Genomic DNA, 15,900 nt, shown 5'->3' with positions numbered 1-15,900 from the left:
CGCAAGCGCTTGGGCTGGAAGACGCCGTACGAAGTGCATACAGGGGTGAGCGTTGCACTTATGTGTTGAATTCAGGCAGCGTTTGGCGGCTCAAAGTCCTCACAGCCCCCATAAGCGAACTCAGTTATGCACGCGACAATCCTCATGATCCAAATCAGATTGCCTTAAGTCATCCCGTTCATTTTCGCCAAGCGTTGTTCCAGTTATATCTGGATATTCTAATCAATAGAGGTGATGCCGCTTATCGGCAAATGACCGCTGACAGCATGGCAGAAGCCAAGCTTTGGTATGTACGCGCCAAACGTTTGCTCGGGCCACGCCCGGACCTTACAACCATTGACCCATGGACCAGCATCACTCTTGAAAAACTCACCGCAACCTCGTCCAGTGAACTGCGAAAACTGGAAGAACATGTCATCCAGGAAGCAGCGACGCTAGCGTCTCCAAGCCGTTCTCCCGCTCACGACAATTTGCCGGCACTCACCGCTGACACTCCCAATTTGCTTCGACCGTTGAATCCGGGACTGACGGCACGATGGGACAAATTAGACAGTCGGCTGCATAACTTGCGCCGCCATCTAGACCTCGCAGGTAAACCGTTGCAACTCGCCTTGTATGCCACCCCACTATCCCCTCATGAGCTATTAACGCGAGCTGCTCGAAGAGGCAATAGTCAAGCGGCAACCTTAAACGCACAACCTGTCCAGGCTGGCCATTATCGTTTTCAGGTGATGCATGCTCAGGCCATGCTGGCTGTTGATAACCTTATTCAATTTGGTAACACCTTGCTGTCGCTGCTTGAGCGTAAAGAGCAGACAGAACAGATAGCGCTGCAATATGCACACGCATGGGACCTGAGCTCCGTAGCGGTTGAACAGCAGACTCAAATGTTGCTCGTTGATGAAAGAAGTCTGTCGGCCTTGCGCTCCGGGCGCAAGGTTGTCGAAGCTCGCGCCCAGTACTTTGAAAAACAATTGCGGGAAGGTATCAGCCCTGGAGAATACCGCGCCGGTCAAGAGTACCGGGACAGTGCAACACTGGAATTAGTCGCCTACGGCGCTCAGGCGCTTGGCGGTTTGATCATGATGGCACCAAACATTTTTGGGTTGGCTAATGGCGGCGCGAGACTGGAAGGCATTATGCATGCAACACAGGCAACGGCTCAGGGTTTAGCCCATACAAAACGCTCTAGCGCATTTCAGCTTGAACGGACTGAACAATTTAACCGCCGCAACCAGGAGTGGAGTTACGCACTGGAGCAAGCCCAGCTTGAGCTCAGTCAAATTGATGCTCAGCTTGAAACGCATACTGAACAAACCAGAGTCTCGCGCCTGCAACTCAGACATACGGAGACGGCGCTGGCGCAAGCTAAAACGACGTATGAAACGCTGAGCAAACACTTCTGCAACGTTCAGCTCTATAAGTGGCTCAACGGCCAACTGTCGACATTCTACTATCACGCTTATGACATGGCCCATTCACTGTGTATGGTCGCTCAAGCCTGCTGGCAATATGAACAGGCAAACTGGAACCGGACTTTTATTCATAACACCCTGTGGAACAATCAATATCGAGGTCTGACGGCGGGCGAGGCACTTAAGCTTAATCTGCTGCAAATGAGCACGGCTTATCTGCAACGCAATCAGCGAGCGCTAGAAATCAGTAAAACTGTGTCGTTACGCCAACTGCCCGGTAAAGACAGCAATGCCACGTTAAACAAAGAATGGAGCGCGCTAAAAACTGATCTGCTGGTCAACGGCATCGTTGATTTTGAGCTCACTCAAGCACTGTTTGATGCTGACTATCCGGGGCACTATCTGCGACGAATCAAAAGCATCAGCGTGTCGCTTCCGGCAACACTGGGGCCTTATGAGAACATCAGGGCCACCCTGACCCAGACTTACAACAAGATCCAGTTTTCCGATGCGCCAGACAGCATCAAGGAAAACCTGCACGTGCACGAAGAAATAGCCCTTTCGACCGGCCTGAATGACAGTGGTCTGTTTACTCTCAATTTCGATCATGACGAGCGTTACCTGCCCTTTGAATACACTGGCGCAGTGTCTCGCTGGCAACTGGCATTTCCCAACCCTAAAGATCAGGCCACCCTGCTGGACTCGTTGACCGACATTATTGTGCACGTGCGCTACACCGCCATAACTGGAGGTAGAGCATGACCGGCCAAACAGATACTTACGAGGTGCTCACCCCGGCTCTGCCCAAGGGCGGGGGGGCCATCCAGAGCATCGGTACCGGTTGGGGCGCTGTTGGCATGACCGGGCAGGCATCGTTTGACATACCGCTGCCGCTGTCACCCGGTCGCGCTTTCGCCCCATCACTGAGCCTCAGTTACCGTAGCACGCTAGGCAATGGCCCTTTCGGTATGGGCTGGGGTTTATCGGTCGGGGCCATTGTTCGTAATACCCTCAAGGGCGTACCGTCCTACACCGAGCAGGATGGTTTTGTCAGCGCTGGCGGTGAGGAAATGTTCGCCCAACGCACCACACAAGGGGCGCTCGTCTCCAGCACCGTCAGTGAGTACAACGGTGTAGAACTCAGTGCGCCACACACTGTGGTGCGTTATTTTCCGCGTATCGAAAGCACTTTTGACCGCATCGAGCATTGGTCGACCAGCGCAGACAAGCCGGGTTTTTGGTTGGTTCAGAGTGGCGATGGAAACATCCATTTTTTTGGCAAAACCCAAGCGGCGCGCTGTGCAGATCCCGATGCGCCCGAGCATGTCGCGCAATGGCTGCTTGAAGAGAGTTTGAGCCCCCACGGCGAACATATTTACTACGACTACAAAAGCGAGACGGCCGCCCAAGACGCCAGTCAACCCCATGACTATCGGGCGCAGCGTTATCTGGTACGTGTTTGCTATGCCAATCTCAAGGCACTGAAGAATCTCGTGCTGTGGAATAGCCATGCTCCGGCAGACAGACAGTGGCACTTTGAGCTGGTACTGGACTATGGAGAACGAACAATCGGGCTGACCGAAAAGCCCACTTACACTGAACAGAATCCCTGGTTACAGCGTCAGGATCCGTTCTTCAATTACACATACGGCTTTGAGCTCGGAACGCAAAGGTTGTGTCAGCAAATCCTGATGTTCCATTACTTTCCCGACGAGCCGCAGATGGGTACGGCTCCAGTGCTGGTCCGGCGCCTGGTGTTGCAATACCAATTCACTGAAACGGGCGGCAACTTGCTGCATATCGTGCAAAACCAGGCCTATGACGCATCCGACAGCACGGGTGAATGGCCGCCGCTGAGGTTGAGGTACAGCGCCTTTGTGCTGAAACCCGAGCCTGAAAACTACCGGCCTTTCGACGCTTTGCAAGTGCCCCTAAGTCAGACAGGCTATCAGCTAGTGGATTTATACAACGATGGCCTGCCGGGAGTGCTCAGTCGCTCAGACCATCACTGGACTTACCGGGAACCGCTTAGAGCATCGCCGTCCGAGGGCAAGGACGCGGTGATCTATGGCCCGGCGCACGTTTTGCCTCGTGTGCCTGTTGCGGACTCGAGCCAACCCACCCTGCAAGCACTGAGCGATCTGAACGGCGATGGCCAGATGGATTGGGTGCTCGCACAGCCCGGCATGAGCGGCTTTTTCACCCTTAATGGCGACAGAAGCTGGTCAGGTTTTACCCCGTTTGCAGCACTGCCCCAAGAGTTTTTTCACCCCGCGGGCCAACTGGCCGATTTGATGGGTAATGGTATCCAGGACCTTGCCCTGATCGGCAGCCAAAGTGTTCGACTGTATATCAATCAGGGCACCTCGGGGTTTACCGCACCCCAGCAGATAGACCATGAGCCCGACACCGACGCACTGCCACAACCCGGTAACTCGGCCAGCGAACTGGTCGCGTTCAGTGATGTGCTGGGCAGTGGTCAGCAGCATCTGATCCGTATTCGCCATGACCAGATCACCTGCTGGCCAAACCTGGGACGTGGGCGCTTCGGTAAAAGTTTTGTGTTCGCCAACCTGCCTTTCAGTTACGCGGCGTTCGATCCTTCGCGGGTTCTGCTGGCTGACCTGGATGGTTCCGGGGCGGTCGATCTGTTGTATGTAGAAGCCGATCACGTGCAGATTTTCATGAACCGTTTTGGTAATGGCCTGCAATCGTCACCCACCCTTTTAAAGTGGCCTGAAGGCGTGCGTCATGACCGCTTCTGCCAAGTCAGTACTGCCGATTTGCAGGGCATTGGTTGCTCCAGCCTGGTGTTGACGACGACGCATCCCACCCCCCGTCATTGGCGCTATGACTTTGTCAGTCGTAAGCCCTACCTGCTGACCGGCACCACCAACAATATGGGCGCGACGGCAACCCTAAGCTATCGCAGTAGTGCTCAGGAATGGCTGGATGAAAAACAAGAACGTCAGGTAGCCAACAAACCCTTGGTCAGCGGTTTGCCATTCCCGTTACATCTGGTCAGCCAGCAGCAGCAACAAGACGTGATCAGCGGTAACCGGATGGTCCAGCAATTCCAGTACCGGGAAGGGTTTTATGACAATCGGGAACGCTCGTTCCAGGGATACGGTTTACTGCTTGAAACCGACACGCCCACCCTGCTCGGTGAGCCTTCAGGTACCGAACACAGCGATGCACTACTGAAAAAGTCGTGGTTTCACACCGGCAAACACATCGACATGCCACTCACTGGTTACTACGACAAGGACAAAAATGCCAAGAGCCCAGGTTTAACGTTGCTCAGCCGTCTGGACACCGACAGCCTTCAAGACACACTGGTCACCACTCGCTCGGATTCGATGGTCCGGGAGATGAAAAAGGCCCTCAGCGGCTCGGCGCTGCGCGAGGAGATCTACGCCGCCAATGATCCAGCGGAATCCGCTGTGCCCTACTCCGTTAATCAGCAACGCTACATGGTCCGCATGCTGGAGCCCTCAGGGTGCATGTTGCTGGCGATTGAGTCGACTGCCTGGCGCTATGAGCGCGAGCCGCTTGACCCGGCCTGCAGTCATACCCTTAACCTGCGTGTAGACGCGTACGGTAGCCTGGAACACGGTGTGGCAATCAATTACGCGCGGCGTAAACTCCCGACCGACACGCCGCCGTTCACCGACACACATCAGCAAACATGGTGGCGCGATACCCACGACTCAGCGCAACAGGCCTACTACCTGACAGAAGCCCGCGCCCAGGCCACTCACTTGGTCGAGCCTCAATGCTGGCGTCTGGGCTTGCCCTATCGTCAGCGCAGCAATGCATTAGTGTTGCCTAAAGGCAAAGGCGCAAACACCCTGGACGACGGACGCATCAGCTACGAGCACTTCATCTCGGACAACGCTGACAGCCCTCTAGGCGTCAATGCCGTGCGCGTGCTGGCGGGGATGTCCGAGCACTATTACTGCCTTGCTCAAAGTTCTACCCCCCTGCCTGCAGGCCAGGCCTCTATTCAAGCGCTGGGGCATCACAGCGAACACGCGGAACTGGATGAACAGGCATTGGCCGTGTATGACGACGTACCACGCATGCCCGGAGCCGAACCTTTCGACCTGAAAAAGGCGCTGACCGAGGCCCACTACACCCCGATGACTCTGTTTCTGCCAGATCCAGAGCCAGACCTGTCTGAAAAACCCGCCAAAACCACGTTATGGGCAATCAAACAAGGCTTTGCGATTTATAGTGGTCTTGCCGATTTTTACCGAGCCAATCGTTTTCGCGCCACAGAAGACCATGGGGTCACTGTGGTTGAACATGATCGCTACCACTGCCTGGTCACCTCGGTTAAAACCCCGGATGGCTGCACAACCCAGGCTAAACATGACTATCGCTGCCTGCTACCAATAAAGATCACCGACCCTCAAAACAACGTGCAAGAGGCCAGCTATAACGCATTTGGTCAGTTGCTGGTCACCAGCTTCTACGGCGAAGAAGACGGCAAGCCCGTGGGGTTTGACCCCTTGGATAAATATGCCCGCCCCAAAGATGACAGCCCAAAAGCCGCCATTGCCGATCCAGGCAGCGCTTTGCAGAAAGCTGCCAGTGCCTGTTTCTATCACCCCTTCAGTTGGATGAACAACCGTGAACCCGTGCATGTTGCGGTGCTGCAGGCCGACCGCTACCCCACCAGTGCGGACAGTGCTGATCTGATCATCCGTATCAGCCTGGCGTGCAGCGACGGATTCGGTCGGGTTCTGCAAAACAAACAACTGACCGTGCCTGGGCCTGCTTATCAAATCGACAAGAACGGTGCTCTGACACTGGACAGCAGCGAAAAACCGGTCAGCAGTCACAGCGACAAGCGTTGGCGAGTCAGCGGCCGGGTCGAATACAACAACAAAGGTCAGGCAATCCGTCAGTACCAACCGTACTTTGCTGATCAATACCGCTACCTGAATGACACGTCACTGCGCGCAAACGGCTACTGCGACCAACTCTTCTACGACCCATTAGGGCGCGTAATCAAGACTCTGCATGCCAACGGTGATTTCACCCGCCAGACCTATTGCACCTGGTACACCATCAGCGAAGACGAAAACGATACGTACGAGCCAGATTCAAACAGTTAGGTGAGCTCCCGTCGTACTGGGTGATCCCAGTACGACGGGACATCCGGCCCGCGTGGCAGCGGATTATACCGCTCGGTTCATTAGCGCCGATGGGGATCGCGGACACCGACTGCCCGGTAAGTACGGCCACCTGTGTGCTCAAGCATCAGCCGTAAAGCGCCTCGCCTGGTTGATCCCGGATGACCATGTAAATCTACAGACCACAGTCCGTCATTATGACGATGCCAGTTAACCGCTGGAAAACGCCCCTCTTGCAAATGACCCAGGGCAATACCAATGCTTCGTCCTGCAGCGCCCCCCATTAAATGCGTTATCTGCGACTCGTCAATAATGAAGCGGGGCTCAGACGCTGCGGCCGCTTGTGAAGTGCTTTCACCGGAGGGCTCTGAGCGTTGTTTCTTGCCCACTCTTTTTCTGGCCAGTTGTGTAGCCGCTTGCGATTCAAACTGGCTGACGCTGCCCTGAGCGTGTGAGGGGCGAGAAGCTGGTGTCTCTGAAGTGCTTGCACGCCCCGAATCTCGAAGCTGAATAGTCCTGAAGCCCATCCGCCTTAATTCACTTGGCACTGGATCACGCGTTCTATCACGTGCCTGTAGATTTTGCCTCGCCAGCGCGGAACCAATATACGCATAGATACCTTCGTTATCCGAAGGGCTGTAAGCGACAGCAAGACCTTCCCCTTGGTAACCCACACGATGGGTATAGATGAAATTAACCAGCCTGTTTGTCTCTTCTCTGCTCAGCCCCCTATGCTGTGCAGACTCAAGGAGGGCATCAGCGACCAATTGGGCGTATATCTGCTCCCGTGTATCCGTAGATTGCGGTTGCTCAGCTGTGACACCCGCGCGCCAACTCATCAAACCTAACGCAAACCCCGCCGCAGCACCGGCCATCGCGCCCTCTCGTGGATAGCCTGATGCCCAGCCCAAGGCATACCCGGCAAGGGTCAACACGCCTGTAATTATTATTCTTCCTATAGCTTGACTGGACAAAAGCCCCATAGCGTCAGTGAAGGTGACGGGGTTATTGCCGACCATTGCATACAGGTTAAGGCTGTCTACATCGCCTGCGGGGTCGGGGCTGATCCAGCGCATCAGCCAAGGCGCGTAATACCGGTAGCCGTAATAATAAAGCCCGGTTGCATCACGTTCTTTGCCGGAGTAACGCACCGTCTTGAACCTGGCCTCGACCTGACTTTTTGCAGCCCACCAGGCTGTACCGCCAAACGGATAATAGCCTTCCTGGCTCAGCAAGGCCGCCTGCTCGTCGAGTTCAAGGGTACTGCTGGCTGTCGCGTCCACAAGGCTGAAACGCAGTTGCTCATCTGCAACCTCCGCAGGGCGGTGGTGTTCCCACACCAACGCCCTGACGCGTGTGAATCCGGCCTCAATCGACAGCACATTGAACGACTCGCCTGTGGCTTCATTACTGTGCAACTCAAGGCCTGGCAAATAGCGCACTTGCTCAACGTGCTGGCGGTTTTTAGCCAGGCTTGAGCGCCTCTTGAATACCCGCAGGCCTGCACCATCATAGCCATAGGTTTCGTCGTCACTGCTCCCCTGCTCACGAACCACTTGCGTGACCCGCTGCAGTTGGTTGCGCGCATTCCAGCTCATGGCCTGGCCGCGCATGAGCACTTGCTGGTTGCCGTTTTTATCAAACCCCTTGAGCGGATCAGCGTGCGAATCGAGACCATTGAGTACGCTGTGATTACTGTGCGCGGCGGTGTTGATGCGCTGGGTGTAGCCCTGGCCGCTGGAGGGCACGTGCTGCATCTGCACAAGATTGCCGCCCTCGTTGTACTGATAGTGGCGGGTGTAGTTGCGCATCAGGCTGCTGTCGGTTGAACCAAACTGCACCAGGGCCGGTAACGCCGACACCATCGCATGTTGCGCATTTTCGCGACCTGTCGCCTTGATCAACCGGGATAACGTGTCGTATTCAAAGCTGGCTGTGGGGTCAATTTTCGTATTGCTAGCCCACGTCGTTGGTTGCGCCGCATCACGGATACTGAGCACATTACCGACGCGGTCATAGGTGTAGGTCAGATCTTGCACAATGGCCTGAGTAATTCCCGGCTTGCGCGCTGTCAGCCTTAGCAAACGCCCATCGTGGGGCCTGTAGGTGGCTAGCGTCTGCACATTGTTGCCCGCACGCTCTGACTCAACCTGGCCCTGTGCGTTATAGGTGCGCAAGTCGAACAACCGCTTGCGCGTGCCGCTGCTGAACACCAATGAGGCCCCGGCAAGCTCGCCCTCAGGCCCGTATAACGATTGCTGGCGATTACCCTTGGCATCCGTTTGTTCCACAAGACCACCCAACGCATCATAGCGCCACGCACTGGTATGACACTCAGTCTCCAGTTGCGCCTTGCGCACATCGAGCTGCGCAGACCAGTCAAGCGCTTCCTCTGCCCGTAAAAACAGGCGGCCTTGCTGGGCAATGGCGCCCGATAACGCGTATTGCTCGTACAACACGCTACCGGCAGGATCATCGTGACGAATCAGTCGGCCACACTGGTTGCGCGCTGCATGCTGGGTGTTCATCGCAGCGTACTCCAACCGCTCGGTGCAACGCTCGCGCGTGTCATCGTCGGCCTGTTCATACACGGCAACCGGCCTGAGAACAGCGTCAAATTCATAACGCTGCAGTGAGCCACGTGCATCCCAGACCGATAACAACTGACCCGCAATACCGCTCAATGCAATACGCCACCCGGCATCGATACTGTGGCTGCGCAAGATGCGCCCGCTCAAACTGTGCCGAAGGCGCTGATTGGCTTGCACCGCAGGGTCTGTCTCATGCAGGCGGTGCAAACGCGCATCCCACTGCTGTTGCAACTGGCCGCCGGCGCTAAACGTTTGTCTATGCACGCGCGCTTGGGGCTCATCCTGGGCTCGGGCGCGATGATAAGCCACCGTGCGCAGGGTTAAACCTCTGGGATCAAAGGCCGTCAATGACGGTGTGTGCTGATGTAACGAAGACATAAGAAATGACCTGTTTTACACAATGATTCAAAAAGCGTAGTGATCAGGTCATGTGCCAAGGTGGTCGTACAGGCAGCTTTATGTGTCTAAATGATTACGGTCATATTGGCTACTGAGCCACGACCAAATGCACCGTGTTAAAGCCCTGCTGGCCTACAGCGAGCAATCCTCATTCCGCTAATGCAGCGGACTTTCACCCTGTTCCAATACGAATTTAATTGATAGCTCACTCATAAAACGCGCAGGCTAGAGGGCTTGGATAAGCTTTGTATCATTCTGAATGATATTAACCTTCGCTGGGTTCGATTCGTGCCCCGGCGCGCGCGACAGCATTATCCCGCCCATCTCAATAGATTGGCGGACTCCCCCTCATGGAACAGTCACTGAAACATTTGCGCTTCCCACTCGCAGCCCTGGCGATCGTGGTGATGAGTGCATGCGGTAAAACTCCACAAGCGACTGCTCCTGCACCTGCTGCAAAAGTCAGTGTGGCCAAAGTGCTAGAGCAACCCGTGAACGAGTGGGACGAGTTCACCGGTCGCCTCGAAGCACCCGAAACCGTTGAAATCCGCCCGCGTGTGTCGGGCCAAATTGATCAGGTTGCCTTTACTGAAGGTGCCCTGGTCAAAAAAGGCGATCTGTTGTTCCAGATCGACCCGCGCCCGTTCCAGGCGGCTGTCCGTCAACTTGAAGCCGAACTCCAGCAAGCTCGCGCCAATGCCACCCGCAGTGAAAACGAAGCCCAGCGCGGCGAGCGTCTGCGTCAGAGCAACGCGATTTCCGCTGAACTGGCTGACTCGCGCAGCACCGCCTCCCAAGCTGCACGGGCTGCCGTCGCTGCTATCCAGGCGCAACTGGATCTGGCCAAACTCAACCTGAGCTTTACCCGCGTCACCTCGCCGATCACTGGCCGTGTCAGCCGTGCCGACATCACCGCCGGTAACATCGTCACAGCGGATGTCACGCCGCTGACCAGTGTGGTGTCGACCGACAAGGTGTATGCCTACTTCGATGCTGACGAGCGTGTGTTCCTCAAGTACAACCAGTTGGCACGCGATGGCAAGCGTGGCCAGACCACGCCGGTTTATCTTGGGCTGTCCAACGAAGAGGGCAACCCGCACTTGGGTCAGATGAACTTCGTCGACAACCAGGTAAACCCTAAAACCGGCACCATTCGCGGTCGCGCGGTGTTCGACAACACTGATGGCAGCTTCACCCCGGGCCTGTATGCGCGCCTCAAACTGGTCGGTAGCGGCACCTACGAAGCCGTGCTGATCAATGACGAAGCGGTCGGCACCGACCTGGGCAAGAAGTTCGTATTGGTGATGGACGGCAATAACAACACCACCTACCGGGCCATTGACCTGGGGCCAAAAATAGAAGGTCTGCGCATTGTCCGCAGCGGTCTCAACAAAGACGACACCATCATCGTCAAGGGCCTGCAACGGGTGCGTCCTGGCTCGCCGGTGACCCCTGAAGTCATCCCGATGGCCAACGAACAAACCCTCGCCGCACTGGCGCAACAACGACACGCCCTGGAAGCCAGCAACCTGTTACCTGCAACGCCCGCAACCCCTGCGGCGAAGCTGGCCAGCGTTGCGACTCCTCGCGGTTAAGGGACGACAACTTCGATGAATTTTTCCCAGTTCTTCATTCAACGGCCGATTTTCGCTGCCGTACTTTCGCTGTTGATTTTGATTGCGGGCGGCATTTCGCTGTTCCAGTTACCGATCAGCGAATACCCGGAGGTCGTACCGCCAACGGTGGTGGTGCGCGCCAACTTCCCGGGTGCCAACCCTAAAGTGATCGGTGAAACCGTAGCGGCGCCACTGGAGCAGGCCATCACCGGTGTCGAACACATGTTGTACATGTCTTCGCAATCCACCGCTGACGGCAAACTCACGCTGACCATTACCTTCGCCCTGGGTACAGACCTGGACAACGCGCAGGTGCAGGTGCAAAACCGTGTAACCCGCACCGAGCCCAAGCTGCCCGAGGAAGTGACGCGCATCGGTATTACGGTAGACAAAGCATCGCCTGACCTGACCATGGTGGTGCACTTGACCTCACCGGATCAGCGCTACGACATGCTCTACCTGTCCAACTACGCGATCCTTAACATCAAGGATGAGCTGGCCCGTCTCGGCGGCGTGGGTGACGTGCAGTTGTTCGGCATGGGCGACTACTCGTTGCGTGTGTGGCTTGATCCGAACAAAACCGCTTCGCGCAATCTGACCGCCACTGACGTGGTCAACGCCATTCGCGAACAGAACCGCCAGGTAGCAGCCGGTGCACTGGGTGCGCCCCCTGCCCCTAACGCCACCAGCTTCCAGCTGTCGGTGAACACCCAAGGCCGTCTGGTGACCGAGGAAGAGTTTGAGAACATCATCATTCGCGCAGGCGATGACGGTGAAATCACTCGCCTGAAGGACATTGCCCGGGTTGAATTGGGCTCAAGCCAGTACGCCTTGCGTTCCTTGCTCAATAACCAGCCTGCGGTCGCGATCCCGATTTTCCAGCGTCCTGGCTCGAACGCCATCGATATCTCGAACGAAGTTCGCGCAAAGATGGACGAGCTGAAGAAGAGCTTCCCGCAGGGCATGGACTACAGCATCGTGTATGACCCGACGATCTTCGTTCGTGGTTCTATCGAGGCGGTGATTCACACCCTGTTCGAAGCACTGATTCTCGTGGTGCTGGTGGTGATCCTGTTCCTGCAGACCTGGCGCGCCTCGATCATTCCGTTGGCGGCTGTCCCGGTGTCGTTGATCGGTACCTTTGCGGTCATGCACATGTTCGGCTTCTCGCTGAATGCCCTGTCGCTGTTCGGTTTGGTACTGGCCATCGGTATCGTGGTCGACGATGCGATTGTGGTGGTGGAAAACGTCGAGCGAAACATCGAACTTGGGCTCGAACCGGTAGAAGCCACCAAGCGCGCCATGCGCGAAGTGACCGGTCCGATCATCGCCACAGCGCTGGTACTGTGCGCCGTGTTTATTCCGGCTGCGTTTATCTCCGGGCTGACCGGGCAGTTCTATAAACAGTTCGCGCTGACCATTGCGATCTCGACGGTCATCTCGGCCTTCAACTCACTGACCCTGTCGCCAGCACTGGCAGCAGTGTTGCTTAAAGGCCATCATGCGCCCAAAGACCGTTTCACACGGGTTCTGGACAAGCTCTTCGGTGGCTGGTTGTTCCGCCCGTTCAACCGATTCTTTGAGCGTGCCAGCCACGGCTATGTCGGCACTGTCGCCCGGGTTATCCGCAGCAGCGGTATCGCCTTACTGGTGTACGCAGGCCTGATGGTGCTGACCTTCTTTGGTTTCGCCCACACCCCAACCGGTTTCGTGCCGGGGCAAGACAAGCAGTACCTGGTGGCCTTCGCTCAACTGCCGGATGCGGCGAGCCTTGACCGTACCGAAGATGTGATCAAGCGCATGTCCGACTTTGCCCTCAAGCAACCGGGCGTTGCCAACTCCATCGCCTTCCCGGGTCTGTCGATCAACGGCTTCACCAACAGCCCCAACAGCGGCATCGTGTTCGTGGCACTCAAGGACTTTGACCAGCGCAAAGACCCAAGCCAGTCGGCTGCGGCCATTGCGGCAACCCTGAATGCCAAGTTCGGTGGCATTGAAGAAGCCTACATTGCGATCTTCCCGCCGCCGCCTGTGCAAGGTTTGGGGACCATTGGCGGTTTCCGTTTGCAAGTCGAAGACCGTGGTGGTCTGGGCTATGAGGCGCTCTATAAAGAAGTACAGAACGTCATCGCCAAAAGCCACAACGTGCCAGAACTGGCCGGCCTGTTCACCAGCTACACCGTGAACGTGCCGCAAGTAGACGCCGCAATCGATCGTGATAAAGCCAAGACCCACGGCGTGGCTGTGAGCGACATCTTCGACACCCTGCAGGTGTATCTGGGTTCGTTGTATGCCAACGACTTCAACCGCTTCGGTCGTACCTATCAGGTCAACGTTCAGGCCGAACAACAGTTCCGCCTCGAACCCGACCAGATCGGCCAGTTGAAAGTGCGTAACAACAAAGGCGAGATGATCCCGCTGGCGACCTTCATCAAGGTCAGCGACACCTCGGGGCCGGACCGCGTGATGCACTACAACGGCTTTATCACTGCCGAAATCAACGGTGCTGCGGCCCCAGGCTACAGCTCGGGTCAGGCTGAAGCAGCCATCGACAAACTGCTCAAGGAAGAACTTCCGAACGGCATGACGTACGAATGGACCGACTTGACCTATCAGCAGATCCTGTCTGGCAACACCGCGCTGTTCGTGTTCCCGCTCTGCGTATTGCTGGCCTTCCTGGTACTGGCGGCTCAATACGAAAGCTGGAGCCTGCCACTGGCGGTGATCCTGATCGTACCGATGACCTTGCTGTCGGCCATCACCGGGGTGATTGCCTCGGGGGGTGACAACAACATCTTTACCCAGATCGGCTTAATCGTACTGGTGGGACTGGCGTGTAAAAACGCGATTCTGATCGTCGAATTTGCCAAGGACAAACAAGCCGAAGGCCTCAGCCCGCTTGCTGCGGTGCTGGAAGCCTGCCGTCTGCGTCTGCGCCCGATCCTGATGACCTCAATCGCCTTCATCATGGGTGTGGTGCCGCTGGTGCTGTCCACTGGCGCGGGTGCTGAAATGCGCCATGCGATGGGTGTTGCAGTGTTCTCCGGGATGCTCGGGGTGACCTTCTTCGGCCTGCTGTTGACGCCTGTGTTCTATGTGTTGATCCGCAACTATGTTGAGCGCAGTGAAGCGCGCAAAGCGGCGCGGCACCTCAAGTTGGAGTCGCAACAATGAGCCTCAAAGTTTTCCTTCCCAGCCTTCTGGTGCTGGCCCTGAGTGCTTGCGCCGTTGGCCCGGACTACAAAACCCCGGCCACCGAGCCTGCACAGATCAGCGCTGATAACCTCAAGGGCTTTGACCGGGCACATTTTCAAGGGATCTGGTGGCAGCAGTTCGACGACCCGACCCTGAACAAGCTGGTCGCTCAGTCGCTGGCAGGCAACCGTGAGTTGCGCGTGGCCTTTGCCCGTCTGCGGGCAGCCCGCGCCATTCGTGATGACGTCAGCACAGAAACCATGCCGACCATCACCAGCCGTGCCAGCAGCGATGTAGGCAAGGGGCAAGTGCCGGGCACTACTGAAAAGCGCGTCAACAGTGAGCGCTACGATTTGGGCCTGGACATGGCCTGGGAAGTCGACCTGTTTGGCCGTATCCAGCGTGAGCTGGAGGCCAGCGATGCCGACGAACAGGCCGCAGCAGCAGACCTGTATCAGTTGCAAGTGACCATGATTGCCGAGTTGGTTGACGCTTACGGCGAACTGCGCGGCGCACAATTACGTGAACATATCGCCCTGGAGAACCTGAAAAACCAGCAGGACTCCAAGGCCATCACTGTCAGCCTGCGTGATGCTGGCGTCGGCGATGAACTCGACGTGGTGCGCGCCGATGCCCGGCTTGCGGCGGTTGAGGCCAGCGTGCCGCAACTGCAGGCCGAGCAAGTGCGTGAGCGCAACCGTATCGCCACTCTGTTGGGTGAGCGCCCTGAAAACCTCAGCGTTGATCTGAGCCCGGCGCAACTGCCTGCCATCGCCAAGGCCTTGAACATCGGCAACCCCGGCGACTTGCTGCAACGTCGCCCGGACATTTTGAGCGCCGAACGCAAGCTGGCAGCTGCTACGGCCCGGATTGGCGTGGCCAAGGCGGATTTGTTCCCGCGTGTCAGCCTCAGCGGCTTCCTGGGCTTTACCGCCGGGCGTGGTTCGCAGATCGGTTCGGCGGCGGCCAATGCCTGGGCTTTGGGCCCGAGCATTACCTGGCCTGCGTTTAACCTGGGCAGCGTGCGGGCACGTTTGCGTGGTGCCAACGCAGAGGCCGATGGCGCGCTGGCCAACTACGAGCAGCAAGTGTTGCTGGCTCTGGAAGAGTCTGAAAACGCGTTCAGTGACTACGGCAAACGTCAGCAGCGCTTGGTCTCGTTGATTCGTCAAAGCGAAGCCAGCCGCACCGCCGCCGACCTGGCAGCGATTCGCTACCGCGAAGGCACGGTGGATTTTCTGGTCTTGCTGGACGCCCAGCGTGAGCGCCTGGCGGCTGAAGACAGCCAGGCCCAGGCAGAAGTTGATCAGTTTCGCGGTGTAGTGGCGATCTACAAAGCCCTGGGCGGTGGCTGGCAAGCCGAGACCGTCGCTAGCGTGCAGTGAAGTAAAGAGCTCCTTTGGTTGGCCGCAACCAACCAATTTTTAGCCCCGCGCTCTTTCGGTCGCGGGGCTTTTTTTTGTTTGTGCATGTGCGCCTGACTGTAGTCGCTGACAAGGAACGAAGGCTGCGATCTGTCGACCTTCAACATCAAGAGATCGCG

6 protein-coding genes are annotated in these 15,900 nt (G+C 56.9%); 5 read left to right on the top strand and 1 reads right to left on the bottom strand.

Going from position 1 to position 15,900, the window contains the following annotated elements; translation table 11 throughout:
• The first annotated feature begins 251 nt into the window (after nt 1-251).
• Together GHO41_RS30550 and GHO41_RS10780 are read left to right on the top strand one after the other, a co-directional pair.
• Nucleotides 252-2,177, top strand: coding sequence for a hypothetical protein (locus GHO41_RS30550; protein WP_305977932.1), 1,926 nt, complete (start codon nt 252-254; stop codon nt 2,175-2,177).
• The gene (locus GHO41_RS10780) at nt 2,174-6,538 is read left to right on the top strand and encodes a SpvB/TcaC N-terminal domain-containing protein (protein ID WP_153433549.1); all 4,365 of its coding nucleotides are present in this window, start codon (nt 2,174-2,176) and stop codon (nt 6,536-6,538) included. Before GHO41_RS30550 ends, GHO41_RS10780 begins: the two co-directional genes overlap by 4 nt.
• An 80-nt stretch (nt 6,539-6,618) precedes the next feature.
• Here the strand turns inward: GHO41_RS10780 and GHO41_RS10775 are convergent, their stop codons facing one another.
• Entirely contained in the window at nt 6,619-9,525 is a 2,907-nt protein-coding gene (locus GHO41_RS10775; protein WP_153433548.1) for an RHS repeat-associated core domain-containing protein, read from the bottom strand.
• Between the two features lie 371 nt (nt 9,526-9,896).
• On the opposite strand from GHO41_RS10775, the gene mexE reads away from it, so the two are divergent.
• Genes mexE through GHO41_RS10760 form a run of 3 tightly spaced genes read left to right on the top strand, consistent with a single transcriptional unit; the run spans nt 9,897 to nt 15,742 of the window.
• Nucleotides 9,897-11,141 (top strand): multidrug efflux RND transporter periplasmic adaptor subunit MexE, encoded by a 1,245-nt coding sequence (gene mexE / locus GHO41_RS10770; protein WP_048373348.1) that lies wholly within the window; start codon nt 9,897-9,899, stop codon nt 11,139-11,141.
• Between the two features lie 15 nt (nt 11,142-11,156).
• Nucleotides 11,157-14,336 carry an efflux RND transporter permease subunit gene (locus GHO41_RS10765; protein ID WP_153433547.1) on the top strand — a complete coding sequence of 1,060 codons (3,180 nt, stop codon included), beginning with the start codon at nt 11,157-11,159 and terminating at the stop codon, nt 14,334-14,336.
• Nucleotides 14,333-15,742: an efflux transporter outer membrane subunit gene (locus GHO41_RS10760; RefSeq protein WP_048373352.1), complete on the top strand. Its 1,410-nt coding sequence runs from the start codon at nt 14,333-14,335 to the stop codon at nt 15,740-15,742. The genes GHO41_RS10765 and GHO41_RS10760 overlap by 4 nt, the downstream gene beginning before the upstream one ends.
• Nucleotides 15,743-15,900: the final 158 nt, after the last annotated feature.

The sequence above is a fragment of the Pseudomonas sp. FSL R10-0399 genome (assembly GCF_009600165.1).
Classification (GTDB): Bacteria; Pseudomonadota; Gammaproteobacteria; order Pseudomonadales; family Pseudomonadaceae; genus Aquipseudomonas; species Aquipseudomonas helleri.
Note: the sequence above shows the minus strand (reverse complement) of the source record. Positions and strands in the feature narration are given on the sequence as shown.